At 72.6% G+C, this 25,346-nt stretch carries 23 protein-coding genes; 13 read left to right on the forward strand and 10 right to left on the reverse strand.

Going from position 1 to position 25,346, the window contains the following annotated elements; genetic code table 11:
• Position 1: 1 nt before the first annotated feature.
• A complete protein-coding gene (locus BLS95_RS06510) occupies positions 2-1,711 on the reverse strand; it encodes a hypothetical protein (RefSeq protein ID WP_090929976.1) in 1,710 nt (569 codons plus the stop codon).
• Between the two features lie 896 nt (positions 1,712-2,607).
• On the opposite strand from BLS95_RS06510, the gene BLS95_RS06515 reads away from it, so the two are divergent.
• The 3 genes from BLS95_RS06515 (at position 2,608) to BLS95_RS06525 (ending at position 4,231) form a co-directional block, all read left to right on the forward strand.
• Positions 2,608-2,946 (forward strand): hypothetical protein, encoded by a 339-nt coding sequence (locus BLS95_RS06515; RefSeq protein WP_090929977.1) that lies wholly within the window; start codon positions 2,608-2,610, stop codon positions 2,944-2,946.
• Positions 2,947-3,048: 102 nt separating this feature from the next.
• Positions 3,049-3,816: a hypothetical protein gene (locus BLS95_RS06520; RefSeq protein ID WP_090929978.1), complete on the forward strand. Its 768-nt coding sequence runs from the start codon at positions 3,049-3,051 to the stop codon at positions 3,814-3,816.
• 4 nt (positions 3,817-3,820) lie between these two features.
• Positions 3,821-4,231, forward strand: a complete 411-nt coding sequence (locus BLS95_RS06525; protein WP_090929979.1) for a YbaB/EbfC family nucleoid-associated protein — start codon at positions 3,821-3,823, stop codon at positions 4,229-4,231.
• Positions 4,232-4,298: 67 nt separating this feature from the next.
• On the opposite strand, the gene BLS95_RS06530 is transcribed toward BLS95_RS06525, so the two are convergent.
• The 3 genes from BLS95_RS06530 to BLS95_RS06540 form a co-directional block, all read right to left on the reverse strand.
• The gene (locus BLS95_RS06530; RefSeq protein ID WP_090929980.1) at positions 4,299-5,732 is read right to left on the reverse strand and encodes an MFS transporter; all 1,434 of its coding nucleotides are present in this window, start codon (positions 5,730-5,732) and stop codon (positions 4,299-4,301) included.
• Between the two features lie 71 nt (positions 5,733-5,803).
• Complete coding sequence (locus tag BLS95_RS06535) at positions 5,804-6,283, reverse strand: MarR family winged helix-turn-helix transcriptional regulator (RefSeq protein ID WP_090929981.1); 480 nt, start codon at positions 6,281-6,283, stop codon at positions 5,804-5,806.
• Between the two features lie 43 nt (positions 6,284-6,326).
• On the reverse strand, positions 6,327-7,421 hold the full coding sequence (locus BLS95_RS06540) for a threonine aldolase family protein (RefSeq protein WP_090929982.1): 1,095 nt from the start codon (positions 7,419-7,421) through the stop codon (positions 6,327-6,329).
• Between the two features lie 144 nt (positions 7,422-7,565).
• Between BLS95_RS06540 and BLS95_RS06545 the strand changes: the two genes are divergently transcribed.
• Genes BLS95_RS06545 through BLS95_RS06555 form a run of 3 tightly spaced genes read left to right on the forward strand, consistent with a single transcriptional unit; the run spans position 7,566 to position 9,531 of the window.
• Positions 7,566-7,940, forward strand: a complete 375-nt coding sequence (locus BLS95_RS06545) for a BlaI/MecI/CopY family transcriptional regulator (RefSeq protein WP_090929983.1) — start codon at positions 7,566-7,568, stop codon at positions 7,938-7,940.
• 57 nt (positions 7,941-7,997) lie between these two features.
• Positions 7,998-8,594, forward strand: coding sequence for a TetR family transcriptional regulator (locus tag BLS95_RS06550; protein WP_245764888.1), 597 nt, complete (start codon positions 7,998-8,000; stop codon positions 8,592-8,594).
• A gap of 46 nt (positions 8,595-8,640) precedes the next feature.
• Positions 8,641-9,531: an SDR family oxidoreductase gene (locus BLS95_RS06555; protein WP_090929984.1), complete on the forward strand. Its 891-nt coding sequence runs from the start codon at positions 8,641-8,643 to the stop codon at positions 9,529-9,531.
• Here the strand turns inward: BLS95_RS06555 and BLS95_RS06560 are convergent.
• Complete coding sequence (locus tag BLS95_RS06560; protein WP_090929985.1) at positions 9,528-10,724, reverse strand: MFS transporter; 1,197 nt, start codon at positions 10,722-10,724, stop codon at positions 9,528-9,530. The two genes, BLS95_RS06555 and BLS95_RS06560, sit on opposite strands and share 4 nt — an antisense overlap.
• A 266-nt stretch (positions 10,725-10,990) precedes the next feature.
• Between BLS95_RS06560 and BLS95_RS06565 the strand changes: the two genes are divergently transcribed.
• Complete coding sequence (locus BLS95_RS06565; protein WP_090929986.1) at positions 10,991-13,597, forward strand: DUF7824 domain-containing protein; 2,607 nt, start codon at positions 10,991-10,993, stop codon at positions 13,595-13,597.
• Between the two features lie 2 nt (positions 13,598-13,599).
• A complete protein-coding gene (locus BLS95_RS06570) occupies positions 13,600-14,502 on the forward strand; it encodes a hypothetical protein (RefSeq protein WP_143043607.1) in 903 nt (300 codons plus the stop codon).
• 63 nt (positions 14,503-14,565) lie between these two features.
• Here the strand turns inward: BLS95_RS06570 and BLS95_RS06575 are convergent, their stop codons facing one another.
• From BLS95_RS06575 to BLS95_RS06585, 3 genes are all read right to left on the reverse strand, one after another.
• Positions 14,566-16,170, reverse strand: a complete 1,605-nt coding sequence (locus BLS95_RS06575) for an amidase (RefSeq protein ID WP_218135639.1) — start codon at positions 16,168-16,170, stop codon at positions 14,566-14,568.
• Positions 16,171-16,226: 56 nt separating this feature from the next.
• Positions 16,227-16,964: an SDR family oxidoreductase gene (locus BLS95_RS06580; protein ID WP_090929989.1), complete on the reverse strand. Its 738-nt coding sequence runs from the start codon at positions 16,962-16,964 to the stop codon at positions 16,227-16,229.
• A gap of 143 nt (positions 16,965-17,107) precedes the next feature.
• Positions 17,108-17,920 carry a helix-turn-helix transcriptional regulator gene (locus BLS95_RS06585; RefSeq protein ID WP_090929990.1) on the reverse strand — a complete coding sequence of 271 codons (813 nt, stop codon included), beginning with the start codon at positions 17,918-17,920 and terminating at the stop codon, positions 17,108-17,110.
• 434 nt (positions 17,921-18,354) lie between these two features.
• On the opposite strand from BLS95_RS06585, the gene BLS95_RS06590 reads away from it, so the two are divergent.
• From BLS95_RS06590 to BLS95_RS06610, 5 genes are all read left to right on the forward strand, one after another.
• Positions 18,355-19,299 carry an LLM class flavin-dependent oxidoreductase gene (locus BLS95_RS06590; protein ID WP_090930467.1) on the forward strand — a complete coding sequence of 315 codons (945 nt, stop codon included), beginning with the start codon at positions 18,355-18,357 and terminating at the stop codon, positions 19,297-19,299.
• A 136-nt stretch (positions 19,300-19,435) separates the two neighbouring features.
• On the forward strand, positions 19,436-20,296 hold the full coding sequence (locus BLS95_RS06595; protein ID WP_090929991.1) for a TauD/TfdA family dioxygenase: 861 nt from the start codon (positions 19,436-19,438) through the stop codon (positions 20,294-20,296).
• A gap of 25 nt (positions 20,297-20,321) precedes the next feature.
• Positions 20,322-21,881, forward strand: a complete 1,560-nt coding sequence (locus BLS95_RS06600; protein ID WP_218135640.1) for a pyridoxal phosphate-dependent aminotransferase — start codon at positions 20,322-20,324, stop codon at positions 21,879-21,881.
• 4 nt (positions 21,882-21,885) lie between these two features.
• Positions 21,886-22,665 (forward strand): BtpA/SgcQ family protein, encoded by a 780-nt coding sequence (locus BLS95_RS06605; RefSeq protein ID WP_090929992.1) that lies wholly within the window; start codon positions 21,886-21,888, stop codon positions 22,663-22,665.
• The gene (locus tag BLS95_RS06610; protein ID WP_143043608.1) at positions 22,662-23,714 is read left to right on the forward strand and encodes an SIS domain-containing protein; all 1,053 of its coding nucleotides are present in this window, start codon (positions 22,662-22,664) and stop codon (positions 23,712-23,714) included. The genes BLS95_RS06605 and BLS95_RS06610 overlap by 4 nt, the downstream gene beginning before the upstream one ends.
• A gap of 133 nt (positions 23,715-23,847) precedes the next feature.
• On the opposite strand, the gene BLS95_RS06615 is transcribed toward BLS95_RS06610, so the two are convergent.
• Together BLS95_RS06615 and BLS95_RS06620 are read right to left on the reverse strand one after the other, a co-directional pair.
• Positions 23,848-24,657: a phosphotransferase family protein gene (locus BLS95_RS06615; protein ID WP_090929994.1), complete on the reverse strand. Its 810-nt coding sequence runs from the start codon at positions 24,655-24,657 to the stop codon at positions 23,848-23,850.
• A gap of 10 nt (positions 24,658-24,667) precedes the next feature.
• Positions 24,668-25,309 carry a TetR/AcrR family transcriptional regulator C-terminal domain-containing protein gene (locus BLS95_RS06620; RefSeq protein ID WP_245764889.1) on the reverse strand — a complete coding sequence of 214 codons (642 nt, stop codon included), beginning with the start codon at positions 25,307-25,309 and terminating at the stop codon, positions 24,668-24,670.
• Between the last annotated feature and the right edge of the window lie 37 nt (positions 25,310-25,346).

Below are 25,346 nucleotides of genomic sequence, written 5' to 3' on the forward strand. Positions count from 1 at the left end.
GTCAGTTCCCTTCGGTTGCGTCGTGCGGCTGTGACGGCATCGCTGCGCGGCGGCCGGCTTCGGCCCCGGTCTGGAAGTCGCCCCACCGCCTCTGGGCCTCCTCGGGGGTGGTGCGGGCCTGCCCGTCGGGGGAAGGGGTGGCGGCGGGGCGCGTGGGCTGGCGGCGGCGCTGCGGCAGCCGGGGCAGCGCCGCTCCCGTCCCCACGGGCTCCGGCTGCGCCACGCCCTCCCCCACCGCCGCATGCTCCCCGTCCACGTGCTCCTTGTCCACGTCCCAGTCCGCGCGGTCCCAGTCCGCGTACGGCTCGTCGGCGGTCTGCCATCCGGGTGACTCGGCGGTGGCGGGCTGCCGCACGGGGAGCTCCGCCGTCGCGGGCTGCCGCCCGGGAAAGTCCCCCATCGCGGGCTGCCGCACGGGCAGTTCCTCGGCCGACCGGTGCTGGGCCTGTGTGGTGGGGGCGGACCTGACGGGCTCGGGCGCCAGCACCGAGGGCCGGCTGGTGTCCGGCATCTCCACCAGCAGCCCCGCGGGCACGCTGACCACGGCCTGGACGCCGCCGTACGCGCTCTTCTTGACCGTGACCTGCATGCCGTAATGGCTCACCTGGCGGCCGATCGCCGCCCAGCCGGTGCGCGGCGGGTTGCCCAGGTCGACCAGGCGCACGGGGTGCTGCCCGCTCAGCAGACGGGTGGCCCGGGCGTACTGCTCCTCGTTCAGGCCCACGCCGGCGTCGTCGATGACGATGGCCGCCCCGGTGTTGGTCTCGTGAATGGCGATGGTCACCTTGAGCGTGCCGTGGGAGTGGTGGACGGCGTTGGCCAGCAACTCCGAGGTGATGAACAGGATCGGCTCCGCGGCCCGGGCCGCGACCCCGACCCGGCGGCGCAGGTGGTTGGCCGGTCCATCGATGCGCTGCTCGAAGTTCTCCACCCGGGAGATCGCGCCCACGACCAGGTCCACCAGGTAGGTGTCGTCACGCGACAGGCCCGTGGTGGCGCCGCAGGCGATGCCGCTGGCCTGCGCGCGGCGCACGATGAGCTCGTTGAACATGTCGAGCCCGAGCACCTCACGCAGCAACGCGGTGTGCTCGTCGCCGCTGTAGCGCCGCTGCACCCCGGCCAGCAGGTCCTGGGCCCGCAGCGCCTGGGTCTGCACGCGTGACATGGCACCCCGGACGACAGCCTGGGCCGCCTCGTCGATCCGCTCCCCCTCCTCGCGCACGCTGCGGGCGAGCGCGTCGAGGATGGCGCGGTGCTGCTTGTCGACGTCGGTGCCGGCCAGCGCCGCGTTGTGCAGGCCGGGCACGATCACGTGCGGAGCCCTCAGGTGCGCCACCAGGGCGGGGATGCGGCTGGTCAGCAGGTGGTCGGTCTCCTCGCGTACGAGGTCGTGCCGGGCGCGGGCCCTGCCGACCTGCTCCGCGGCCTCGGCGACCTGCCGCTCGGCCTCCTGCGTCCGCCGCTCGGCCTCCATGGCCTTCCGCTCGGCCTCCTGGATCTGCCGCTCGGCTTCCTTGGCCTTCCGCTCGGCCTCCTTCAGCCGCCGATCGACCTGCTGCAGCCGCTGGTCCCGCCCGCTGCCCTCGCGGGACAGGCGTTCCTGCCCCCGCCGCGCCTCGGCCAGCTGTTTACGGGTCTGGGCGAGCTCCTTCTGTACGCGGTTGCGGTAAATCAGCACGCCCACGACGGCAACGACGATGACGCCGATCACTATCGCAAAGCTGAGGAAATCTGGCGGCATGACAGTCCTGGGGTCTGAGGGGGCGGTGAGAACCGGCGCCGTGCGCCACCCAGTATTGCCATCGTGTCAACATAGTCAAACGATCAGCAAACCCCCGACAGGTGCCCACGCACACCCAAAATTCAGGGCAAACCACCACTTAATGGTCACGTCACGTGACTTAGCGTGACATTTTGCGCACGGACAGCCCGGCACCGCAAGGGCACTCCCCAAACCCCCTCCAACCTGCGCGAACCCCAGGATCACCGCCGAATCCCTCAACTCCTGGCCACACCCCGACCGCCACCGCTCCACCCCGAATCGGCTGTCCGGAACTGGCGCTTTACCCGGCCCTCATGGCAGCGGCCTGTCTCGCGCCGGAGCGGGGCATCGATTCATCCCACGAAACGGACGGTGATTTCCATCCACTGGAACCAGCCCACTCCACCGACACCCTTAAAGCCACCCATACACGCATTTATCCGTTTTGTACGAGAAAGCCATCAAAAAGCCGTATATGTCGCTTGCGATACCCGGGGGCGGCGCCGCATAGTGGAGGGCGCTGACACTTCCTGAGGGTCCTTCCCAGAGACGTGCAGCGCGGGCCGGAGCGAATACGGCCCGCGGCGTGCCGGCCACCTTCGTCACAGGCACCACGGCACGAGGCCTCCCGGTGCATTCGCGGCCGGCCACGACACACGGTCGGGCAGCCGTGTCACGGCCGGCTTCCTTTCTCGGGAGGCCCTTCCTCCACCCGGCCGCCCGGCCGGCGTCAAGACCGCGACAGTGAGCACACGGTTCGCGTAGGCGTTGTGTCAGAACCACCCCACAGCGCCCCTTCCCGGGACAGGCTGCAAGAGATCATTCCAGCCATCCGAAGGCCACACATGTCGCAGCTCCTGAATCCCTGGGCACCCGAGGAACCGGTCGATCCCCACGTGGTGGAGATCGAGCGGGCCCGGCTGCGGGAGATCATCTCCCACCTGCCAGAAGCCGCCCGGCCGCTCGACGACGCGATCCCCCGGCTGGTCTCGCTCACCGTCGCGGAGTCGAGCTTCACCTCGTTCACCTATTCGCTGGCCATCGCCTACGGGGAGGTCGAGGCGTACACGCTGCAGGAGCTGCGCCACCGCACGCGGGACACCACGCGGATCAGGGAGGGCGTGGCCGTCTCCCTCCAGACCTGGCAGGACGCCGAGCATGCGAGCACCGTGAGATGGACCTGAACCTGGCCCTGCTGGGCCGGCGGAGCCTGGAGCTGGGCACGGGCGCGGCGTTGACGCTGTCGGCTGCTCGGCGTCCCGGCGGGCTGGCCCTTCGTCGGGAGGATGTACTGCCACCAGTACGACCCGCGGTCGTTCTTCGACGGCGCCGGCACCTGGCTGGCGGTGCACGACGACGTGGTGACCGCCCGGCTGAACGTCGAGGCGCTCGTCTTCGGGGCGACCGGGGCGGGCTGGCGCGGCGAGGACGGCCGGGCCTTCCAGCGCCGCATGGACGCCTACCTGTCCGACCTGCGCGGCATCGAGATCCGGGCGGTGGTCACGGCCATCACCCTGTACGTCGCCGGGGCCGTACTGGCGGCGTTGCTGCTGTTCCAGTTCCTGGTCGCCGTGGCCATGACGGCGGTGGCGGCGTGGGTGCTGGTCGCGGCCGTCACCCCGCTCAGCCTGGCCTCGGCCCGGCTCGTGGCCCTGCAGTGCCTGATCAAGCTCTTCGAGGGCTTCCGGGCGGTGGAACGGCTGGTGGACACGGTCATGCACGGGTGCGCCGCCGTCCTCGGCGCGGCCGTGGTCGTGGACGTGGGGGTCGAGGCCGCGCACGGCGACACCAGCGGCCTGCGCGACCTGGCCGCGGGGACCTTCGCCCAGGGCCCCCTGTTCATCTGGGGCACGGCGAACCGGGTCGAACGCGACCTGACCGCCCACGGCGTCGACGGCGTCCACCCGCGTTCGGGGAAGCCGCTGCCGCCCGGCCTGCCCCAGCTCGCGGGCGCCAAGGCGGTCAACGACATCGTGAGCGGCAGCCAGACCGTGACCGGCCGGTACGTACCCGAGCAGGCCGGGGACGGCTCCTACACCTTCCCCTGGGAGTGAATCCATGGACCTCAGGCACGAGCTCGGCTTCGACCCCGAGCGGCTCGCGGCCGACGCCGACCACCTCTTCCAGCGGATGCGCGACCTGCACGCCCAGCCGGAGTCCGTGGCGCGGGCCGAGTCCGACGACGGCCGGGTGACGGTCGAGTGCGGCAGCACCTCGGGCGTGCGGAAACTGCACCTCGACCCCCGAGCCATGCGCATGAGCTCGGCGGACCTTGCCGAGACCGTGGTCGAGCTGATCCACCGGGCCAGGCAGCGGGCCGAGGCGGAGGCCCGCGCGGCGGCCGAGGCGTTCGGCGGCTACGGCCCGCTCGCCGCCGATCGGCTGCGTGCGACCAGCGGCGATCTACGGCAGAACCTGGAGCACGCCGCCGCCACCATCGACCGCCTCCGCGCCCTCCTGCGCCCCTGACCGACGCGCGGCGGTCCCCGCCGCCCTGGCTCAGGCGACGGGGACCCCGATCCCTTAGGGAAGCCGTTCAGGAGGCGGTGACGGCGACGTTGTCCGCATCCGCGGCGGGTGCGGGAGCCGGGCGTCGCAGCACGGCCAGGCTGACGACGAGGGCGGCGGCGAGCAGCCCGGTCGCGAACATGAACGCCAGCCGGTACCCGCCCGCCAGCGCCGCCGCCTCGGAGGCCCCGGACGAGAGCATGGTGCCGGTACGCGAGGCGGCCAGCGTGGACAGAACCGCGACGCCGAGCGCCATGCCGATCTGCTGGGTGGTGTTGAACAACCCGGACGCCAGCCCGGCGTCGTCGGCCCTGGCGCCCGACATGCCGAGCGTGGTCAGCGCGGGGAGCACCAGCCCTCCGCCGGCGATCAGCAGCATCACCGGCAGCAGGTCCGTGGCGTAGGAAGCCTGCACGGGCACCCTGGTGAGCCAGCCCATCGCGAGCAGCAGCAGCACCAGGCCGGCCGCCAGGACGGCGCGCTCGCCGAAGCGGGTGTTGAGGCGGGCGGAGACGAACAGCGACACCGCGCCGATGGACACCGCCGCGGGCAGCATGGCCAGCCCGGTGGCCAGGGCTCCGTAGCCGAGGACCCTCTGCATATAGAGGGCGACGATGATCTGGAAGGCGAACATGGCCGACAGCGACAACATCTGCACGAGGTTGCCGCCGACGACACCGCGCGATCGGAGGACGCGCAGGGGCATCAGCGGGGTGCGCGCGGTCGCCTGGCGGACGAAGAACGCGGCCAGCAGGGCCAGCGACAGGGCGCCGAGGCCCAGGGTGTGGGCGGCCAGCCAGCCGTACTCCTCGATCTTGACGACCGTGTAGATCCCGAGCATCAGCCCCGAGGTGACCAGCACGGCGCCGAGGACGTCGGCGCCCGCCGCCAGGCCCAGGCCGCGGTCGGCGGGGAGTGCCCTGAACGCCAGCGCGACGGTGGCCAGCCCGATCGGCACGTTGATGAAGAAGATCCAGTGCCAGCTCAGCGCGTCGGTGAGCACTCCGCCGAGCACCTGGCCGATCGACGCGCCGGCGGCGCCGGTGAAGCTGAAGACGCCGATGGCCCTGGCCCGCTGCCGCGGGTCGGTGAACAGCGTCACCAGGATGCCCAGCACCACCGCCGAGGCCATCGCGCTGCCCACGCCCTGCAAAAAGCGCGCGGCGATCAGCAGGCCGGAGGACGTGGCCACCCCGGCGAGCAGGGAGGCGCCGGTGAAGACGACGTTCCCGGCCAGCAGCATCATCCTGCGCCCGAGAAGGTCGCCCAGCCGGCCGGCCAGCAGCAACAACCCGCCGAACGCGATCAGGTAGGCGTTGACGGTCCAGCTCAGCCCGGCGGCGGTGAAGCCGAGATCGCTCTGGATCGCGGGCATGGCCACGGTCACGATGCTGCCGTCGAGGATCGTCATGAGCATGGTGACCGACAGCACGGTCAGGGCGAGGCGTTGGGTTTGCGACATGGCTTCTCCTGTCATCACGAAACAGAAGAAACCGTAGCAGATAGTTTTGTTGTAGACGATCCTTTGCGGACCTATTGTCGTGCCCGGCGTGCCACCGGCGGCGCCTCCACGGGGGTGGACAGGTGCCCCTCGACCAGCCGGTCCAGCGCCTGGAGCAGCGCCTTGGCATCCTCGGCGGGCAGCGAGCCCAGGGCGGCGCGGTGCACGCCGTCGACGACCTCCTGACTGCGCCTGGCCATCTCCCTGCCCTTCTCGGTGAGCGCGATGATCCTGGCCCGGCGGTCGACGCTGGACGGGCGGCGCTCCGCCAGCCCCGCCTCCTCCAGGGCGTCGACCGTGACCACCATCGTGGTCTTGTCCATGTCGCCGAGCTCCGCGAGCTGGGCCTGCGTACGCTCCTCCTCGATGGCGTGCACGAGCACGCAGTGCATGCGGGCCGTCAGGCCGATCTCGGCCAGCGCCGCCGCCATGCGCGTGCGCAACACGTGGCTGGTGCGGTCGAGCAGGAACGACAGGTCGGGCTCCGCGCGCGATGGCGCCATGGCAGTCATAGATAACATTATAGTTTCGTTGCGGATTATCCCCGGCTGCCGTTCAGGGCTTCCCCGCCGACCCGTCGTGGGCGCGTTTCAGAAGGTCGTGGAGGAGGGTGACCACCTCGCCCGGGGTGAACTCCATGGCGTTCGCCCCGACGCTGAGCTCGAAGCTGCAGCGGGTGGGGTCCGGCGCGGAGCGCACTCTGCCCCAGAGCTGGATGCCGTGCTCGGCGAGGATCTCCGCGCCGGCCCGTTCGACGTCCCGCCTGGCGGCCGGCAGGTGGACGTGGAACATGGCCGCCTGCGGCGGGTCGGGGTGGGCCCGCGCGGCGCCGTCGGCGTTGATGGCCGCCGCGACGGCGATGGCGTGCTCGTGGTAGCGGGCCATGTCCGAGCCGAGGGTGTCCAGGTGGACCAGGGCGGCCAGGGCGAGCGGCCAGGCGTCGGCGATCGCGCCGCCGAGCCGCCGGCGCCACACCTCGGCGGCCCGTACGGTGCCGGCGTCCGCGGCGAGCACCGCACCGCGCACTCCTTGCAGGCTCTTGTAGAGCGAGACGTACACCGAGTCGAACAGGCCGGCGATCTCGTCCATCGGCCGCCGGTAACCGGCCTGGGCCTCCCAGATCCGGGCCCCGTCCAGATGCGCGGCGGCGCCGGTGGCCCGGACGAGGTCGACCTGGGCACGGAGGTCGTCCCAGGACGGCAGCAGCCCGCCGAGGTCGCGCTGCGGCAGCTCCCAGACCGCCGCCGCGAGCGGCTCGCCGATCGCCGCCAGGTCGCCGGCCGTCATCAGCTCGTTGGGGTCGCCGGCGCGGTGCATCCACAGGCCGTGGACCGCGTTGTAGCCCTGCCCCTCCCACACGTCCAGGTGCGACTGCGGGTGGGCGGCGAAGGCGCGGCGCCCGCGCAGGTCTGCGTGGACGCGCAACGCGGCCTGCTGCGCCATCGTCCCGCTCGGGAAGAACAGCGCCCGCTCCTTGCCGAGCAGCTCGGCCAGCCGCCGCTCCAGCACCGCGACCGGGCCGTCGGGCCCGTCCGCCGGGGTGTCGTCGTCCACCAGTGCGAGCATCCGCTCCAGCATCGCCCGCGGCTTGCGCCGGATCGGCGCGTGCAGGAACAGCGCCCGCCGGACAGAGGGGGTTGGATCGGACATACACCGCTCCTTTATCATTACCTCACATAGGTGGCGCTACTACGGTACCCCGGTAGCGTATGTTCCAGCCCTGCGCCGGGTTCGTGGTTGCGCCTCAGCGATCGCCGCTAGCATGAGGCAGACCACGCACGGAGGGGCTGTCAGATGATGCGCGGCCTGGGAGAACTCGAGTCCACGATCATGGACCGCATGTGGGCCACCAAGGAGCCCGCCTCGGTCAGAGACGTTCTGGAGCACCTGCGGCAGGAGCGCACGCTCGCCTACACGACCGTGATGACCGTCATGGACAAGCTCCACACCAAGGGCCTGCTCAAGCGCAAGCCCGTCGGGCGGGCCTACGTCTACGAGGTGGTCTCCTCCAAGGAGGCCTACACCGCCGACGTGATGCGCGAGTCCCTGGCCAACAGCGGCAACCGGGCCGCCACGCTGGTGCACTTCCTCGAACGCCTCAGCCCGGAGGAGGCCACGGCCCTGGAGGCGGCCCTCCAGGTCTACCCGCCGAAGGGGCTGCCCTCCTGACACGTCACCCGCGAGCCGACCTCCCAGCGGCTGCCCCTTGTGAGAGGAGGCTCTCACATGAGGGTGCAGTACAGTGAAGGCATGGCGACCGGCGGGCTGCGCGAGCGCAAGAAGGCCAGGACCAGGGAGACGATCCTGCGCGAGGCGTTCAGGCTCTTCCGCGAACGCGGCTACCACGCCACCACCATCGAGCAGATCGCCGAGGCCGCCGAGGTCTCCCCCGCCACCTTCTTCCGGTATTTCCCGACGAAGGAGGACCTGGTCACGCTGGATGACTTCCCGCCGCTCCTCGCGTCCATGGCGGCCCAGCCGCCGGGCCCTCCGGTCACCGTCATGCGCGGCGCTTTCCGTACGGCGTTCGCCTCCCTGACCGCCGAGGAGATCGCCGCCGGGCACGCGCGGGAGGTGTTCGCGGTGACCGTCCCCGAGCTGGTGGCGGCCAACCTGCGCAAGAGCTCCGGCCTGCTGCGGCAGGTCCACGAGATCCTGGCGGAGAAGGCGGGCCGCGACGTGGACGACCCCCGGACCAGGAACGCCGTCGGCGCGGTCTTCGGCATCGTGGCCCTGGTCTGGCTGCAGTGGGCCAGGGATCCCGGCATGGACGGCCCCGCCGAGGTCGACCGGGCGCTGGCTGACCTGGAGTCCGGCCTGTAGGGGCACTATTTGACCTCAACGTTGGTTGATGTTCGAGCATGGTCGTATGCCTGAGCGAAACGAGCACACCAAGATCCTCATCACCGGCGCGACCGGCAACGTGGGCCGCCCGCTGGTCTCCCTGCTGGTCGAGGCCGGATACAAGCCACGCGCGCTGACCAGGGACCCGGCCTCGGCCCGACTGCCCGCGGGCGCCGAGGTGGCCGGCGGCGACCTGACCGACCCGGGCTCCCTCGACGCGGCGCTCGACGGCGTCGACGCGGTGTTCCTGCTGTGGCCGTACTTCACGGCCGAAGGAGCCGCACCCGTCGTGGACCGCATCACCAAGCACGCCCGCCGGGTGGTGTACCTGTCCGCCCACTCCGTGCGCGACGACCGCGAACCGGCGGAGAACGGCGTGTGGGGCGAGGTCGAGCGGCTGATCGAGGACTCCGCGGCGCAGTGGACGTTCCTGCGCGCGGGCGGGTTCGCCACCAACACCCTGGCCTGGGCCGGCCAGATCCGGGACACCGGCGTGGTGCGGGCCCCGTACGCGGGCGCGGCCAGATCGCTCATCCACGAGGCCGACATCGCGGCCGTGGCGGCGCTGGCGCTGACCGAGGAGGGGCACGCGGGCAAGCGGTACGTGCTCACAGGCCCGGAGGTCCTCACCCAGGCCGAGCAGGTACGCGTCATCGGCGAGACCATCGGGCGCGGGCTGCGCTTCGACGAGCAGTCACGCGAGGAGGCCCGCGCGGAAATGGTCGCCGCCTGGGGCGAGCCCGCCTTCGTGGACTCCTCGCTCGATTACTGGGCCCACCTCGTCGACGAACCAGAGTCGGTCTCCCCGGCCGTCCGGGAGCTGACCGGCCGCCCGGCCCGTACGTTCCGGGAGTGGGCCGAGGACCACGCGCCCGACTTCGGGAACGTACGGGACGCCGCCGGACGACCGCGCTAGGCGACGGACGGGCGACGCCACCAGAGCGTCAGGACCAGCAGCGTCACGCCCCCCACCACGGCCCCGGAGGTGACCGGCACCAGCGTGTGCCAGCCGCCACGCTCGGCCAGCAGGCCGAACAGCGGCGGGCCCAGCATCGAGCCCAGGCTGCCGAACTGGGCGACGATGCCGGTGGCGAGGTCCATGTGCGCCAGGCTGACCAGGACGTACGGCAGGGCGGCGAAGACGATGGCCGCCAGGATGCCGTTCGCGAAGGAGATGACACCCGTCCCGACGGCGGTGGCGGTGACCGATGCCTCCTCGTGGAAGGCCAGCCAGGCCGCCGGGACGATCGAAATCCCACTCAGGGCCAGCACGCCCGGCGCCACCGTACGGAGCAGGCCGGCCGCGACGATCCCCCCGGCGACGCTGATGAGGGAGATCACCGACGTGAGGGCGCCGGCGGCCGCCGCCGCCTGACCGTGCCGCTCCACCAGGAAGGCCGGCAGCAGCACGACGACGGAGAGCGTGGCCATCACGATCAGGCAGAACGACAACGCCAGCAGGGCGGGCCGGACCAGCGCGCCGGCCCGGACGGGCACCCCAACGTGTTCGGCGACCCGGCCGGGCGGCAACCGGCGCCAGGTCACCAGGGTGCACGCCAGGGTGACGGCCGCGACGACGCCGAGCCAGACGCGCCAGCCGGCGGCGGTGCCGACCAGCCCGCCCAGCAGGGTGCTCAGCCCGAGGCCGACCGGCACGAACGTGCCCCAGATCGACAGCGCCATCGCCCGGTCCCGGTCGCCGGCCAGGCGCGCGATCAGCACGGGGCAGGCGACGGTCACCAGCAGGTATCCCAGGCCCTCGACCAGCCGGACGGCCAGCAGCGTGCCGAACCCCGTCGCCGCCACGCTCAAGGCGCTGGCCGCCGTCACCACGGCCAGGCCCGCGACGAGCATCCGGCCAGTGCCGTAGCGGCGGTTCAGCACCCCGCCGGCCAGCCCGACCGCCGCGCAGACCGCGGTGATGACGGAAATGAGCCAGCCGAGCTGGGAAAGCGTCAAGCCGAGCGCGTCGGAGACCTGCGCCCCGACGGCCGAGATCTTGCCCAGGCCGAGGGCGGCCACGACGCCCGCGACGTAGACCACGAAAATCCGCGGCCAGTCGGACCCGCCGGTCTCGGGCCGCCCGGGCGGGAACGGTTGCTGATCCATGGATTCCGCTCCCTTGGGCGACCCGTTCGGCGGGATGCCGAGCACCTGACCCCGCCCCGCGGCCACACCTTCGCGGCACAGGCCCCGCGCAGGTCGGCGGAACCCGTGGACGGCCACAGCCTGCCACACTCCCCCAAGATCGACCCGCACGCAAGACCGAGGGACTTTCACACCCGACCACGCGCCCCAGGCGGCCCCGCACCTCGGTCGCCGCGGCCACCATCACCGGGGCCAAAGTGTCGGCAGTGGCCGTTAGGGTCCCCGCCATGGATCACTGGGAACAGATCAGGAAACTGATCGAGGCACGACGTGCCGACCAGCTCGTCAAGCGGATCAGGACGCTCGACGGCGCGGCCCGCAAGGAGGTCGCGGCTCGCTTGCCGGAGTTGCTGAAGGCGCTGCGAGGCCGGTTCGACCGGTGGGACGACCGCCTGGTCGACTACTCGGTCGTGCTGCGGGTCGCGGGGGCCGGCACGATCGGCGGGGCGGCGGGCGTGGCGTCCTGGCTCTACCGGCGCGACTTCGCGCCGCGGTGGGCCGGCCGCGACAACGACGTGGACCTCCTCCTTGACGTGCTCGCCGACCGGCCCGCCGCCTGGCGTGCCGACCTGGCCAACAGGCTGGTGCTGCGCATGCGCGCCGCCGACGACCGCGGCATGGCTCTCACCCTGGCGCTGCTGCGCGAGACCGGCGTCGAGCCACCGCAGCACGACCCGCTGGTGGCCGGCTGGGCCGCGCTCGGGACGACGCTCCCCGGCGGGCCGCTGCGCGACGACCCGCTGCTCGACCACCTGCTGCCGCGCCTGTTCGAGGCCGAGGGCGTGGGCCGGGAGCTGCAGTGGGAGCAGGAGCCGCACAGCGGCTGGCTGGGCGCGCTGACGGCGCAGGCCGCGGCCGGCCGGGTGAAGCGCGAGGCGCTGATCGAGGGCTGCGTACGCCGCTTCCTGCGCGGTGGCACGCCCATCGACCTGCGCTTCTTCGTCCGCCTGCACGAGGCGCTGGACCCCGCACCGGCCGAGGTGGCCCCGCACGTCCGCGACTACCTGAGCCTGCTGCCCGCCTCCCCCGGCCCGGTCGCCGAGCTGGCGACGAAGCGCCTGCGCGCCTGCGACGGCCTGGCGGCCGACGACCTCGCCGAGGCGTGGGAGTCGCTGCTGTTCCGCTCCGAGCGCAAGCTGGTGCGCGCCGGGCTGTCCTGGCTCGACCGTTCCGTACGCCGTGCGCCCGAGCTGGCCGCCGTGGTCGCCACGCCGCTGACCCGGGCGTTCGCCGCCGACTCCGCCGAGTTGCAGGAGAAGGCCGTCGAGCTGGCCCTCGCCCACGCGGCCGGCATGGGCGAGGAGGGTCGCGCCACCGTACGCGAGGCGGTGGAGCTGCTCCCGCTCCGGCTCGGCCACCGGGTCGCCGCGGCCTTCGCGGGCGGCACGGTGACCCCGGCCGAGCCCGCGTTCGTGCCGCCGCCACTGCCCGCCGCGCCGCAACGCGCCCATGCCCTCGCCCCGCCGGCCGAGCTCTCCCCGGGGAGCGAGGTGGAGCGCCTGCCGGCCCAGGGAGATCTCATCCTGTTGCTGGAGGAGGCACGCTCCTGGCAGGACTACGAACGGCTGCTGGCCGACCTCGTCACGCTCGCCGGCCGTGACCGTGCCCGCGTGGCGGCGGCGCTGCACCCCCGACTGCCGCACAACCCCTGGGGCTACGGCCGCCAGGCCTGGCTGCACCTCGGTCAGTGGCTCCAGGGCGCCGCCAACTCCCTGGCCAGGATCGCACCGATCCGGCGAGCCTGGCATCGCATGATGCCGCGGGAGAGCCTGGCCGCGCCGCACCGGCTGCTGCTGCACCGCGGGGCCGAGATCCTGCGGGCCGTCGAGGAGGACACCCTGCCGCCGCTGCTGCTGGCCACGCCCACGCACAGCACCGGACACGTGGCGGCGGCCGAGCTGGTGCGCCGCATGGAGGTCATCGAGGCCGCCGGCGCCAAGCCGCTGGCCGCCGACTTCCAGCAGGCCCTGCTGCGCCTGCCCCGCACCCCGGATCCGGAGGCGACGGCCCGGGCGGCCCGGCTGACCTCGGCAGCGGGCCGGGTCCTCGCCGGGTGGACCTGCCCGGAGGTCGCGGTCGAGCTGGAGTGGACCTGCGGGAGTCACCACGGCACGCACGACTGGCACGATCGCGACCACAATCACGACATCCAGCCGGTGCCGACGGCCACCTTCGTCCCCACCGGCCTGCCGCTGGTCGACATGGTGCTCGGCGTCGAGCGGCGTTGGGCAGAGGCCGAGCACCTCGCATGGTGGCCCTCGACGTTGCCCTCGCACCGGGAGGTCGCCGCCGCGCACCTCATGCCGTACGTGAACCGCCGCTTCTACGGCGAAACCCGTGTCGGGCCGGAGATGGCGCGCGAGCTCGCCCGGGCCGAGGGGCCGGTCGGGGCGGCGTTCGCGATGGTGCTCGCGCGCATCCTGGGCGACCCAGACATGCCGGAGTCGGTGGACGTCCTGCTGGAGACCGCCGCGCGGGACGAGTTGCCCGCGGCGGAGGTCGGCAGGCACGTCGGGCTGCTGGTGGCCGCCGGCGAGGTCAGAGTGATCGACGTGACCACCGCGCTCGACGCCGCGGCCAGGCGGGGCGCCCACGAGCACGTGTGGCGGATCGCCGCGGCGGCGCTGCCCACCCTGCTGCCCCCGCCGGGCGTACGCCCGCGCAACGGCCTGGCCGGCTTCGTCACGCTCGCCGCCACCACCGCCGAGTGGTGCGGCGCGCGCGGCGAGATCCCCGAGGTGGGCGACATGGCGGCCCGCAAGGGAACCAGCGGCCTGCTCCGCGAGGCGCGCCGACTCCACGACCTCCTCACCGGCACCGGTCAGGAAGGATGACCATGGCGTCCAGACGATCCGCCCGCGCCAGGAAATGGCGCTCCCGGCACGACGAGAGCCACAGCATGCGCCTGGCGATCGGCGACCTCGCCCGCGCCGCCGCCGCTCCCGGCTGGTCGCGCCTCACCGTCCACCGCGCCCAAACCGGCCAGTACGCCAGGACCACCGTCACCCGCGACGGCCAGGAGATCGCCGTCGCGGGCCTGGACGACCCGTTCCAGCGCCTGCGCGAGCTGGCCTACCGAGCCGACGCCGGCACCTGGTTCACCTGCGAGCTGGTGTTCTCGCCCGGCACCAGGGGCTACACCGGCCACGTCGACTCCGCCGCGCCGCCGTTCGAGGACGTGCCCCCGGTGGCGGCGCTGGCGGAGCTGACCACGTTCCCCCGGCCGGAGCCGCCCGGCTGGCTGCTGGCCGCGCTGCCCACCGCCGCGCCCATCGGGCTGCCCACCACCTACGGCGACCACTACGAACGCCGGTCCCTCATGCACCGGGAGCCGCCGCCTCCCCCGCCGCCGATCTCCGGGACGCTGAGCTACCTCCCGGCCACGACCCTGACCGTCCGTGCCTTCGAACACGGCCGGCGGCACGGCCGCAACCACTTCCACCTGACGGACCAGGCCGGGCACCACGCGGACGAACGGCTGGTGGTGCTGTCCGGCGAGGACGTCTACTGGGTGGCGCGCCACGGCGAGCGCGTCACCGACCGCGGCGTGCGCTCGATCACGCTGGACGGCGGGACGCTCCGGCTGGAGCTGACCCCGGAGGCCGCCGACGCGCTGGAGACGGAGACCTCGTTCGAGACCCACCTCGACCTGCCACCGGAAACCATCGACGCACTGCGAACGGTCCTGCCGGGCATGCTGCGCACGGTCACGGACGCACCGCGGCTGATCGGCTTCTGACGCGCGGGTCCGGCGCCGGCGCGGGGAAGCGCACCCCGCCACCGGCACCGAGAGTCAGGCCGGTCAGGGCAGCGTGCGCAGGTAGGTCGGCGGCTTGCGTACCTTGCCGGCCTGCTCGAACGCGTACCCCAGGGCGATCAGGGTGGATTCGGAGAAGCGGGGACCGAAGAAGGTGACGCCCAGCGGCAGCACCTCGCGGGCATAGCCGGCCGGGACCGTGATCGCCGGATAACCGGAGACGGCCGGGGGCGCGGAGGAGGAGACGAAGTCGCTGAAGTCGTCGCCCTTGACCAGGTCGGTGAGCCAGGCCCCGCTGTTCGTCGGCGCGAGCACCGCGTCCAGCCGGTCGGCGGCCACCACGGAGTCGATCGCCTGCCGGGCGAGCGAGGTCGCCTTGTCCCGCAGGGCGCGGTATTCGGGATCGTTCAGGTCGCCGGTGGTCGCCTGCGCCTGCTCGAACAGCTCCTGACCGAAGTAGCGCAGCTCGGTCGAGGCGTGCTCCTTGTTGAACTCGATCAGCCCGGCCAGGTCGTCCGGGTGCCGTCCGGGGGTCTGGGCCAGGTAGGCGTTCAGGTCGTGCTTGAACTCGGTCAGCAGGGCCGCGAACTCCGCCTCGCCGGCCTCGTCCATGCCCTCCAGCTCGACGTTGTCGACCACAACCGCGCCGCGCGCCCGGAGCGTGGCGACGGCGGCGTCCAGGGTCGCGAGCACGTCCTGGTTGTCCCCGGCCACCGAGCGCCAGACGCCGATGCGCTTGCCGGCCAGCGCGCCCGGCTTCAGCGCCTTGAGGTAGTCGCGGTCACCGCCCGGCCGGGTGGCAGGGTCGCGCGGGTCGACGCCCTGGATGGCCGCGAGCACGGCGGCGGCGTCGGTGACGTTCCTGGTGATCGGGCCGGCGGTGTCCTGCTGCGCGGAGATCGGGACCACGCCGGACCGGCTGACCAGGCCGATCGTGGGCTTGATGCCGACGACGCCGTTGATGCCCGCCGGGCAGACGATCGAGCCGTCGGTCTCGGTGCCGATGGTCACCGCGGCCAGGCTCGCGGCGGCGGCGACCGCCGAACCGCTGCTCGACCCGCAGGGGTTGCGGTCCAGGACGTAGGGGTTGTTGACCTGGCCGCCGACCGCGCTCCAGCCGCTGGAGGAGGGGGCGGAGCGGAAGTTGGCCCATTCCGACAGGTTCGCCTTGCCGAGGATCACCGCGCCCGCCGCCCGCAGCCTCTCGACCAGGAAGGCCTCGCGGGCCGGGCGAGAGCCGAGCAGTGCCTCCGAGCCGGCGGTCGTACGGAGCCGGCCGACGGTGTCGATGTTGTCCTTGAGCAGGACCGGAATGCCCTCCAGCACGCCGCGCCCGCCGTGGCGCCGCCGCCGGTCGCTGCGTTCGGCCTCCTCCAGCGCCGCGGGGTTAGTCTGGATGACCGAGTTCAGCAGCGGGTCCACCTTGCGGATGCGGTCCAGGTAGAAGCGGGTCAACGCGACCGCGTCGAACCGTCCCCGGTCCATGGCGCGCTGCAGGTCGAGGACCGTCGCGCGGTCGAGGTCCAGTCCACGCAGAAAGGTGTCGGAGGGTCGGGTGCCCGCGCCGTCGGCGTGGGCGGGGGGTGCCACGGATAACCCGGCGGTGAGGGCCACCACCGCCAGCCATCGCGCGGGATGCATGGGCTTCATGAGCCATGAGCGTAGCTTTGATGCTTTCTGTTGAAAATATTGTGCATTCAGCCTTGTCAGCCCTGAACGGTGGGCCGGATGACGATCTCGTTGACGTCGACATCGCCGGGCCGGCCGATGGCGTACCCGATGGCGTCCGCGACGGCGGAGGCCGGGATGGCGAGCTGCTCCATCGCGGCTCGCGCGGCGGCCTGCGCCTCCGCGGCGCCGCCACGATCGGTGAGCTCCGTACGGGTGAAGCCGGGGCTCACGACGGTCACCCGGATGTCCCGGCTCTCCTGGCGTAGCCCCTCGGACAGCGCCAGGACGGCGTACTTGGTGGCGCAGTAGACCGCCGCCGTCGGGTCGACCCGGTGGGCGGAGGTGGAGGCGACGTTCACGATGTGACCCGTGCCCCGCTCGCGCATGAGCGGCAGGACGGCCGCGATGCCGTGCAGGACACCGCGCAGGTTCACGTCGATCATCTGGTCCCACTCGGCCACGCGCAGCGCGTCCACCGGCGACAGCGGCATCACGCCCGCGTTGTTGACCAGCACGTCCACCCGGCCGTACCGCTCGTGGGCGGCCGCGGCGAAGGCACGCACGCTGCCGAGGTCCGTCACGTCCAGCTCCCGGTGGTCTGCCTGGCCGCCGGCGGCGCGGAGCTCGGCGGCCAGCGACGCGAGCCGGTCCACCCGGCGCGCGCCGAGCACGACGTGGTGACCGTCGGCGGCCAGGCGGCGGGCGGTGGCCGCGCCGATCCCGCTGCTCGCTCCGGTGATGAGAACGACCTTGCCGGTCGTGGGCTCGCTCATGAGGACTCCTGGAAGTGCTGGATGCCGGGGTTTCGCGGCGGACGCGCCGCGGCAACCAGCGTGCGGCCCCGGCCAGGACCGGGAGAAGGCCGCCTCTTCCTGGGTGCGGCACGCCCAGGAAGTGCCGCAGGAGGGTCCTCCGGTTATGCGGCGGTCAGGCGGGTGAGAGCGGAAGCGCTGGGGCTGCCCGGCTCCGGGGTGCCGACGAGCAACTGCTGGCCGGGCGCGTCGCGGACGTCGAACGTCTGGTACGTCAGCTCGATCCGCCCGGCCACCGGATGAACAAAAACCTTGGCCATCCGGGCGAGCCCTGCGACGCTCTGGCCCTCCTGCCACCGGGTCCGGAAGCCGGGCGAGGTCTGCACCAGATCCTCCACCAGCGCCGCGATCCGGGGGTCGTCCGGGTAGGCGCCGGCGTTGAGGCGCAGGGCCTGGACGACCCGCTCCACCAGGGACGGCCATTCGGCGAACACGGACTTCGCCCGCGGGTGCCGGAACAGCACCTGGACCATGTTCGTCATGCCCGGGAAGGGGGAGAGCAGCGCGGCGGCGACGGCGTTGGTGGCCAGCACGTCGAACGCCGGGCCCAGGACGTATGCGGCGGCGTTCGGGAAGGAGTCGAGGAGTTGCAGGAGCGCCGGGTGGACCGGCTCCCGGGAGCGATCCGGGGCCGGGCTCAGCCGGGCCAGCCGGAAGAGGTGGGCGCGGGCGTCGAGGCTGAGGTCGAGGGCGCGCCCGATCGCGTCAAGGACCGGCGCGGACGGGTTGCGCTCGCGCCCCTGCTCCAGCCGGGTGTAGTAGTCGATGCTCACGCCCGCGAGCACGGCGACCTCCTCGCGGCGGAGCCCGGCGACCCTGCGGTCACCTCCCCCGGCCAGGCCGACGTCAGCGGGCCCGAGTCGCGCACGATGAGCCCGCAGGAACTGCCCGAGCGTGTGCGTGGCGGCGACCGACATGCCCGCCAGCCTACCTAGGCCGCCCATGACCTGCGCTTACTCGGGGTTCCGCACCAGGCGGTCCTGGCGGTCTTCGCCCCCGTACGCGCCGGCCACCGCGTCCTGTTCCTCAGCCCCACCGACCCCCCGGCACGGCTGCGCCGGCAGACCGAGGCGCTCGGCGTCACCACCGTCCTCAGGTCGGCCGCCGTGCCCGACGACGCCTACCCGGGCGCCTCGGCCATCCCCGCCCTCCTGCCCCGACCATGAGCCTCCGGCAGCGGCCGTGCCCGCCCGCGACGACGAGGTGTTCTACTTCGGCACGTCGGGCTCCCCGGCCGTCCGCCCCACGGCCGTACGGACGATCCTCATGGCCGGTCTCCGGCAAGGCCATCGTGTGGCACGTGGCCTGCTGAACAGGCATGACGCGGGCGATCCCCGGGGACCGGACAGGCATGCTGAGATTCGGAGTTCACTCAGGCCAGCAGTACAGCACTTTCGCGGACTGTCTGGAGCTCTGGCAGCGCGCCGAGGAGCTGGGACTCGACTGGGTGTCCGTCTTCGACCACTATCGACCGCCGCTCGGCGGGCCCGACGGACCCTGCTTCGACGGCCCCTCTCTGCTGGCCGCGCTCGCGGCCCGGACGAGCAGGGTCAGGTGCGCCATCCTGGTCTCGGCCGTCACCTGGCGGCACCCCGCCACGGCCGCGGCCATCGCCGCCACGATAGACCACGTCTCCTCCGGTCGCCTGGAGTTCGGCCTAGGCGCCGCCGGCCCCGACCTCGCCTACGAGCAGTACGGCCTGCCCTTCCCCGGCGCCGGCGTCCGCCTCGACATGCTGGAGGAGGCGTGCCAGGTCATGCGCGGCCTGTGGGGCGGGGGACCGTTCACCTTCCACGGCGAGCACTACCGGCTCACCGACGCCCGCCTGAGCCCAAGGCCGGTCCAGGAGCGCCTGCCGCTGGTGATCGGCGGGGGCGGCGAGCGGCGTACGTTGCGGGTCGCGGCCCGGCACGCCGACGTCTGGAACACGCTGGCGGGCGACCTGGCGGGCTATCGCCGCAAGGTGGGGCTGCTGGCCGGCTACTGCGCCGAGGAGGGCCGCCCGCCGGCCGACATCCGCCAGTCGTTGACCTTCAGGGCCGTGCTCGCCGCGACCCCGGCGGACGTCGAGCGCCGCCGCGCCGAGCGGCTCGCCCTGCTCCCGGCCGGCTCCCCCGACCTGGCGGAATACCTCACGTTCGGCACTCCGGAGCAGTGCGTCGAGGACCTGCTCGGCTACGCCGCGCTGGGCGTGCGGGACTTCCTGCTGGGGTGTCGCCCGCCGCTCGACTGGGAGACGATCGAGCTGTTCGCCAGCCGGGTCGTTCCGGCCGTCAGGGCGAGGGTGGAAAACTAACTTTTACCGATAAATCGTTTCTTAATTCGCTATTTCTGGAAATGGACGCCGCCGACCAGACAGGCCGGATGTAAATGCTCGACTCGGCATATCCGATCCGGATAGCATGCGCTGGGGTTACCGGGGAGTATGACGCATGCTATATGGTGCATTCACCGAGAATTCGACCGACCAGCATGTCGCATTCAGGCGCGACCTGCTCGACAGTGGCAAAGTCCTGCCGCCGCCCCCGGTGCCCGTGACCCATTCGTCCGCCGCGGATTTCCTGGACGGCCCCGTACACGATGCCCTACGCGAGTTGGCCACCACGGGCACGGCCATCGTGCAGCTGGACGAGCCCTTGCATACCCGGCGGTTTCTCGCTCTTGGCGCATTGCTCGGGCAGGCCATGCCGAGAATGGATCCCGCCGTCCAACCTTATGTGGAAAACGACGTCATTTTGCATCTCCGCCGCGAGCACGTGGCCACCGCAAACGTTTCCTTGCAACCCTTCGCCACCAACTCGCTGTCGCTGCACACGGAGAGCAGTGGCAGGAGGGCCGAGGAGCAGCCCCGCTACATCGTGCTGATGTGCGTGACCCCTGGCGACGATCCGACCGCCGCCCAGACCGTCCTGGTGCCCATGACCGCCATCGAGCGGGCGCTCACACCGGAGTCGCTGTCCGTGCTGGCACGCACCCGATATCGGCACAGCACCGATGGGCCCCGCATCCTGCGCACGGTGGAGGGCCGCCGGGTCTTCTCCTTCCGCGACTTCCTCTCCCAGCCGCTGCACTGGGCCCATCCGGGAGACGACGCGGACGAGACCGTGGTCAACCGGAGCATCCTCGACCTGCTGGCCGCCATGTACGGCTCGACCGCCGCCGGCGTCCACTGGTCACGCGGCATGATCGTGATCATCGACAACGCCCGCTACTTCCACGGCCGTACGGCGAGCCCCTCCCGAGCCGCGGTCACCGACTCCCCGCGCCATCTCAAGCGCCTGCGTATCACGTGATCGCCGAGCACAAGGACCACTCTTAATGCGGCTATTCGAAACCGTTCATCCGGCCTGTCCGCCCACGCCTCCCGCCCCGGCCCCGGCCACCGCGGGCCCGGACGGCTTCGCCGACGGCTTCGTGCCCACGGTCGACGAACGCATGCTCGACGTGTACTCCCGCGCGCGCAACCCGGAGGACCCACTCGAACTGCGCGACCTGTGGCTCGGCCGGGTGGAGTGCGAGCTGGGGCCGCGGGCCCACCGGCCGGCGCTGGCCCGGTTGTGGCGCACGGCCACCCCGCTCCGCGTGGTCGAGCCCGCCGAGGTGCTGGGCTCGCGGGCCACGGTGCGCTTCGTCAAGGAGCTCTTCAACTGGTTCTTCCGCGACGACCTCTACGGCGACCTGCGCTCGCAGGCCACCCACATCCTGTCCGCGGGATCGATCGACGAGCAGGCGTGGGGGCTGCCCCAGACGTTGAAGGACTGCCTCCGCCACGCCCTCGACCTGGACTGGTACGGCTACTCCGACTCCCGTGGCCGCCGACCGGTCCGCGAGGCCGTGGCCGGATACGAGAACGCCCGCATGGAGGCCGCCGCCTACCGCGCCGAGAACGTGGCGATCACCATGGGCGGCACGTTCGCGGTCAGCTCGCTGGCGGACTTCATCCTGCACGGCGCACCGGCGACCGGCTCCCCCGCGCTGTGCGCGATCCCCAACTACCCGCCCCTGGTCGAGACCGTGGCCCGCCGCTCGCAGGTGCGCCTCGTCCCGCTGCCCTCGCGCGACGGGCAGACCTCGCTCCGGCCGCTCATCGACGCGCTGTCGCCGGACACCCCGATGGTCCTGCTGCAGACGGTGGGCAACCCGACCGGCGCGGCCGTGGTCGAGGCCGAGCTGGCCAAGCTCGTCCGGGCCGCCTCGCCCTCAACGATGATCGTGCTGGACGAGTGCCACGAATGGCTCGGCCCGCCGGCGCCCTGCTCGGCCGACCGGGCCGCACCGAACGTCATCCGCGTCTCCAGCCTGTCCAAGACCTGGTCGGCACCGGGCATGAAGGTCGGCTGGCTGCTGGCGGAGGAGCAGTTCGTCGCCGACTACTACGAATACGCCTCCACGACCTTCGGCGGGCCGCCGTCGTTCTTCTACACCCTGGTCGAGGTGCTGGCCCGGATGGAGCGCTGGCTGCTCACCGGGCTGGACGAGCCGACCGCCGCCGAGCTGGCCGAGTTCGAGCCGGCCTACGGACTGCGGCTGGACACGCTGAGCGCGGCCTACCGCTCGTACCGGGCCGAGCGGCTGGCGCGCGACACCGGGCTGCGGACTCTGCGCAGCACGGCCAGCCACGGGCTCGCCCAGGTTCCCGTGCGCGTGCTGGAGCCGCACTACTCCATCAACACCATGGTGGAGTTCACCGGCTGGGACGACTCCTATCGCTGCTTCCGCGACCTGTTGCACCATTGCGGTGTGTCGGTCTTCCCGGGGATCCTCACGTTCTGCTTCGCCGGAGGGATCGCCCGCATCACCAGTTCACGTCGCGAGCAGGATCTCCTGGCCGCCCTGGACCGGCTGGAGTCCGCGTTCGCGCTGACCCCGGACGGCTGAAGCCATGTCCAAGCAGATCATCGGTATGGTCCACCTCCAGCCTCTCCCCGGCACGCCCTACTACGAGGAGGGCAGCCTGGAGCGCATCCGCCGGACCGCGGTGGAGTCCGCCCTGGCCCTGTTCGAGGGCGGCGCCGACGGCTGCCTGGTGCAGACGGTCGAGCGCGTCTACCGGGTGGACGACGAGTCCGACGCCGCCCGGACCGCCGCCATGACCCTCATCGTGCACGAGATCGTCCGGGCCACCGGGCCGCGCTTCCAGGTCGGCGTGCAGCTGATGCGCAACGCGATCAGGGCCTCGCTCGCCGTCGCCACCGTCACCGGGGCCGCGTTCGTCAGGGCGGGGGCGCTGGTCGGCATGACGCTCACCGAGCACGGCATGGTGACGGCCGACCCGATGGGCGTCATGGAATACCGCCGCCGCATCGGGGCCGGGCACGTACGCATCCTCGCCGACATCGACTCCTCCCACTTCACCTGGTACGGCGGCGGCAAGCCGACGGCGGAGGTGGCCAGGGCGGCCAGGAAGGTGGGCGCCGACGCCGTGGTGCTGGGCCACGCCGACGAGGACCGGACCCGGCGCCTGATCGCCTCGGTACGCGCGAACGTGCCCGACGTGCCGATCATCCTGGCCGGTCACACCCACCACGGCAACGCGGCCCGGCTGCTGGCCCTGGCCGACGGCGCTTTCGTGGGCACCTGCCTGGAACGCGACGGCTGGGGCGGCAGCATCGACGTGGGCCTGGTCAGGGACTACGTGGCGATCGTCCGGGGGATCAAGTGAATCCCGAGGTCCTGATCCGGCAGGCGGCCCGGCTCGCCGACGACCTGCGGGAGTTCACCGGCGTCTTCGCCCGGCGGGCCGGCGACCTGCTGAGCGAGCCGGAGCGAACCTCGATCGGAAACGTCTACCTGGTGGGCGACGGCGACTCCTACCACGCCGGGTGCGCCACCGAGCCGGCCTTCGCGTCGATCGGCGAGGTGCCGTGCCGGGCGGCCGGCGCCTTCCGGTTCGCGGCCTACGACTCCCGCTGGGCTCTGCGGCCCGGGGCTAGGCGGGCGCTGGTGGTCGCGGTCACCGCGTCGGGCAGCACACCGGCCGTGCTGACCGCGCTCGAACGGGCCCGGGAGGCGGGGGCTCTCACCGTGGCCGTCACCGGCACGCCGGGCTCGCCCGTGACCGGGGCGGCCGAGCGGGTGCTGGCCGTGGACCTGCCCGATCCGGAGCCGTCGCCGGGCGTGCGTACGTACCAGGCGAGCCTGCTCGGCCTGCTGCTGATCGCGCTCCGGCTGGGCGGGGCCGAGGCCCTGCACGCCGAGCTCGCCTCGCTCGCCGATCCGGTGGCGGCCACGCACGAGGCCGCCGGCCCGCGCGCCCGCGCGGAGGCCGAGCACGTGGCGGCGTTTCCCGGCACGATCGTGCTGGGCAGCGGGCCGAACCATGGGACGGCCATGTTCGCGGCGGCGAAGCTGGCCGAGTCGGCGGGGCTGCTGGCCCTGGGTCAGGACCTGGAGGAGTGGGCGCACGTCGAGCGCTGGGCCCAGCCCGCCGACCTGCCGGTGTATGTGCTCGCCCCGCCCGGCCACGCGCACGGGCACGCCGGGGCGATCGCCGCCCGCGCCCGCGAGCTGGGGAGACGTGTCGTCGTGGTGGCCGAGCACGGCGACGCGGCGGCCACCCGGGCGGCGCACGCGACCTTCGAGGTGGCCGGCCGGGCGCGGGAGGAGTTCTCCCCGTTCCTCTACCACCTCTTCGCCGTCCACCTGGCTGCACGGGTGGCGCAGCGGCTGGGCAGGCACCCGTTCCAGTCGATCCTTCAGGAGAACCCTTGAGCCCGACACTTTCCGCCCTCTTCGGGGAGCAGGCCGCGCGAACTCCGACGCTCCCGCGATCCACCACCCGGACGCGGGCGTGGAGCTCAGCTACCGCGAGCTGTCCCGCGAGGCCGACCAAGCGCGTGATCGCCTAGAGGTCGGGGGGTCTGAGCCGGTCGGCGATGTCCAGCCAGGTGGTGACGTCGGACGCGGTGAAGTGCCGGATGGCCCAGTCCACCATGCGCAGGCTCATGTGCGCCCACGAGACCAGCAGCACCGGGCTCGGGACGATGGCGTGCAGGTCAGGAGCCAGGTGGGGAGCGCGGTGAGCCAGGTCGAACCCGAGCGTGAAGAGGTCGAAGCCGGCGTCGCCACGGGTGGCGCCGTCCCAGTCGATCACGCCGGTGACCGTTCCCTCGGCGTCGATCAGCACGTTCTCCGGATGGAAGTCGGTGTGTACGAGGTCGTCGCCCTCCAGCGTGTCCGGGAACGCCCGGCCGACCTCCTCCACCTGGTCGAGCAGCCGCCGGGTGCGGCCGTCGTAGGCGCGCAGCGGGCCGTGCAGGCAGAAGCCGGGGCCGTCCGCGCGCAGGTGGAGCCGGAGCCCCGGCAGGTCCGGGCGGCCAGCGAGCACCCCGCGGCAGCGTCGGTTGACCTCGACCATGGACCGGATGGTGGCGGCCGTGGGCGTGCGCGGGGTGGTGCCGGGGAGCAGCTCCTGGACCACGACCGGCGGATGCACCAGCTCGTATCTCGGCGCCGGGACGCCCGCCGCCCGTGCCGGCGCCAGCAACTCGCTCACGTCGGGACCAAGAGTGAGCACCGATCGGTGGCCGTCGGGCCAGCGTACGTACGCGGCGCCGACCTGGCCGCCCGGGCAGGGGCCTTCGTATTCGAGGGGCACGGGCAGCTCGCCCAGGTAGCGGTGGACGTCGAGCCGGGGCACTCGCGGGAACGTCATGGCGGCGGCCTCAGCGCGGCAGGCGGGTCAGGGCGGCGGCGGTGCCGTCGATGAGCGTTCGCAGGCCGTGCTCGAAGGCGGCCTCGCCCATCGAGCCACCGGCGCGCAGAGCCACGAGCAGCGGGGCCGAAGTGCCGCCGTCGAGCAGGTCGGCCATGTTGTCCACGGGCCTGTCGGGCAGGCGTTCGTTCTGCTCCTGGAGGACGAACCCGATCACGTAGCGGCTGATGGCGGCGATCGTGTCCAGCGCGAGAAGCGGGGTGAACCCGCGCTCCACCATGGCGGCCAGCTCCTGGTCGAGCGCCTTGATCGTGGCCGCGCCCAGCGACTGGCCGGTGGCGACCAGGCGGGCGCCGTCGCGGTGCGCGAGCACGGCCCGCCGGTAGGAACGGGCCCGCCGGGCGAGCCAGTCCTGCCAGGACTCGCCCTCGTGGGGCGGGCCCATCCCGGCGGCCCGGATGATCGTGTCGGCCATGCCGTCGAGCAGATCCTGCTTGGTACGGATGTGCCAGTAAAGCGAGGGCGACTTGACGCCCAGCTCGGCGGCGAGCCTGCGCACCGTCAGCCCGTCCAGCCCGACCTCGTCGAGCAGTCTCAGGGCCGTCTCGATCATGGTCTGGCGGGTCAGCCCGGCCCGTGTGTCATCGCGCACGTTGACAGCCTAGCGTTGCTAGGGATACCGTTCCCCC

The sequence above is a fragment of the Nonomuraea jiangxiensis genome (assembly GCF_900099965.1).
GTDB lineage: Bacteria > Actinomycetota > Actinomycetes > Streptosporangiales > Streptosporangiaceae > Nonomuraea > Nonomuraea jiangxiensis.

What these genes read in the sequence shown, in the direction of transcription:
- BLS95_RS06515 (WP_090929977.1), top strand. Translation starts at nt 2,608, where the DNA reads ATGTCGCAGCTCCTGAATCCCTGGGCACCCGAGGAACCGGTCGATCCC.
- BLS95_RS06520 (WP_090929978.1), top strand. Translation starts at nt 3,049, where the DNA reads ATGTACTGCCACCAGTACGACCCGCGGTCGTTCTTCGACGGCGCCGGC.
- BLS95_RS06525 (WP_090929979.1), top strand. Translation starts at nt 3,821, where the DNA reads ATGGACCTCAGGCACGAGCTCGGCTTCGACCCCGAGCGGCTCGCGGCC.
- BLS95_RS06530 (WP_090929980.1), bottom strand. Translation starts at nt 5,732, where the DNA reads ATGTCGCAAACCCAACGCCTCGCCCTGACCGTGCTGTCGGTCACCATG.
- BLS95_RS06535 (WP_090929981.1), bottom strand. Translation starts at nt 6,283, where the DNA reads ATGACTGCCATGGCGCCATCGCGCGCGGAGCCCGACCTGTCGTTCCTG.
- BLS95_RS06540 (WP_090929982.1), bottom strand. Translation starts at nt 7,421, where the DNA reads ATGTCCGATCCAACCCCCTCTGTCCGGCGGGCGCTGTTCCTGCACGCG.
- BLS95_RS06545 (WP_090929983.1), top strand. Translation starts at nt 7,566, where the DNA reads ATGATGCGCGGCCTGGGAGAACTCGAGTCCACGATCATGGACCGCATG.
- BLS95_RS06550 (WP_245764888.1), top strand. Translation starts at nt 7,998, where the DNA reads ATGAGGGTGCAGTACAGTGAAGGCATGGCGACCGGCGGGCTGCGCGAG.
- BLS95_RS06555 (WP_090929984.1), top strand. Translation starts at nt 8,641, where the DNA reads ATGCCTGAGCGAAACGAGCACACCAAGATCCTCATCACCGGCGCGACC.
- BLS95_RS06560 (WP_090929985.1), bottom strand. Translation starts at nt 10,724, where the DNA reads ATGGATCAGCAACCGTTCCCGCCCGGGCGGCCCGAGACCGGCGGGTCC.
- BLS95_RS06565 (WP_090929986.1), top strand. Translation starts at nt 10,991, where the DNA reads ATGGATCACTGGGAACAGATCAGGAAACTGATCGAGGCACGACGTGCC.
- BLS95_RS06570 (WP_143043607.1), top strand. Translation starts at nt 13,600, where the DNA reads ATGGCGTCCAGACGATCCGCCCGCGCCAGGAAATGGCGCTCCCGGCAC.
- BLS95_RS06575 (WP_218135639.1), bottom strand. Translation starts at nt 16,170, where the DNA reads ATGAAGCCCATGCATCCCGCGCGATGGCTGGCGGTGGTGGCCCTCACC.
- BLS95_RS06580 (WP_090929989.1), bottom strand. Translation starts at nt 16,964, where the DNA reads ATGAGCGAGCCCACGACCGGCAAGGTCGTTCTCATCACCGGAGCGAGC.
- BLS95_RS06585 (WP_090929990.1), bottom strand. Translation starts at nt 17,920, where the DNA reads ATGTCGGTCGCCGCCACGCACACGCTCGGGCAGTTCCTGCGGGCTCAT.
- BLS95_RS06590 (WP_090930467.1), top strand. Translation starts at nt 18,355, where the DNA reads ATGCTGAGATTCGGAGTTCACTCAGGCCAGCAGTACAGCACTTTCGCG.
- BLS95_RS06595 (WP_090929991.1), top strand. Translation starts at nt 19,436, where the DNA reads ATGCTATATGGTGCATTCACCGAGAATTCGACCGACCAGCATGTCGCA.
- BLS95_RS06600 (WP_218135640.1), top strand. Translation starts at nt 20,322, where the DNA reads ATGCGGCTATTCGAAACCGTTCATCCGGCCTGTCCGCCCACGCCTCCC.
- BLS95_RS06605 (WP_090929992.1), top strand. Translation starts at nt 21,886, where the DNA reads ATGTCCAAGCAGATCATCGGTATGGTCCACCTCCAGCCTCTCCCCGGC.
- BLS95_RS06615 (WP_090929994.1), bottom strand. Translation starts at nt 24,657, where the DNA reads ATGACGTTCCCGCGAGTGCCCCGGCTCGACGTCCACCGCTACCTGGGC.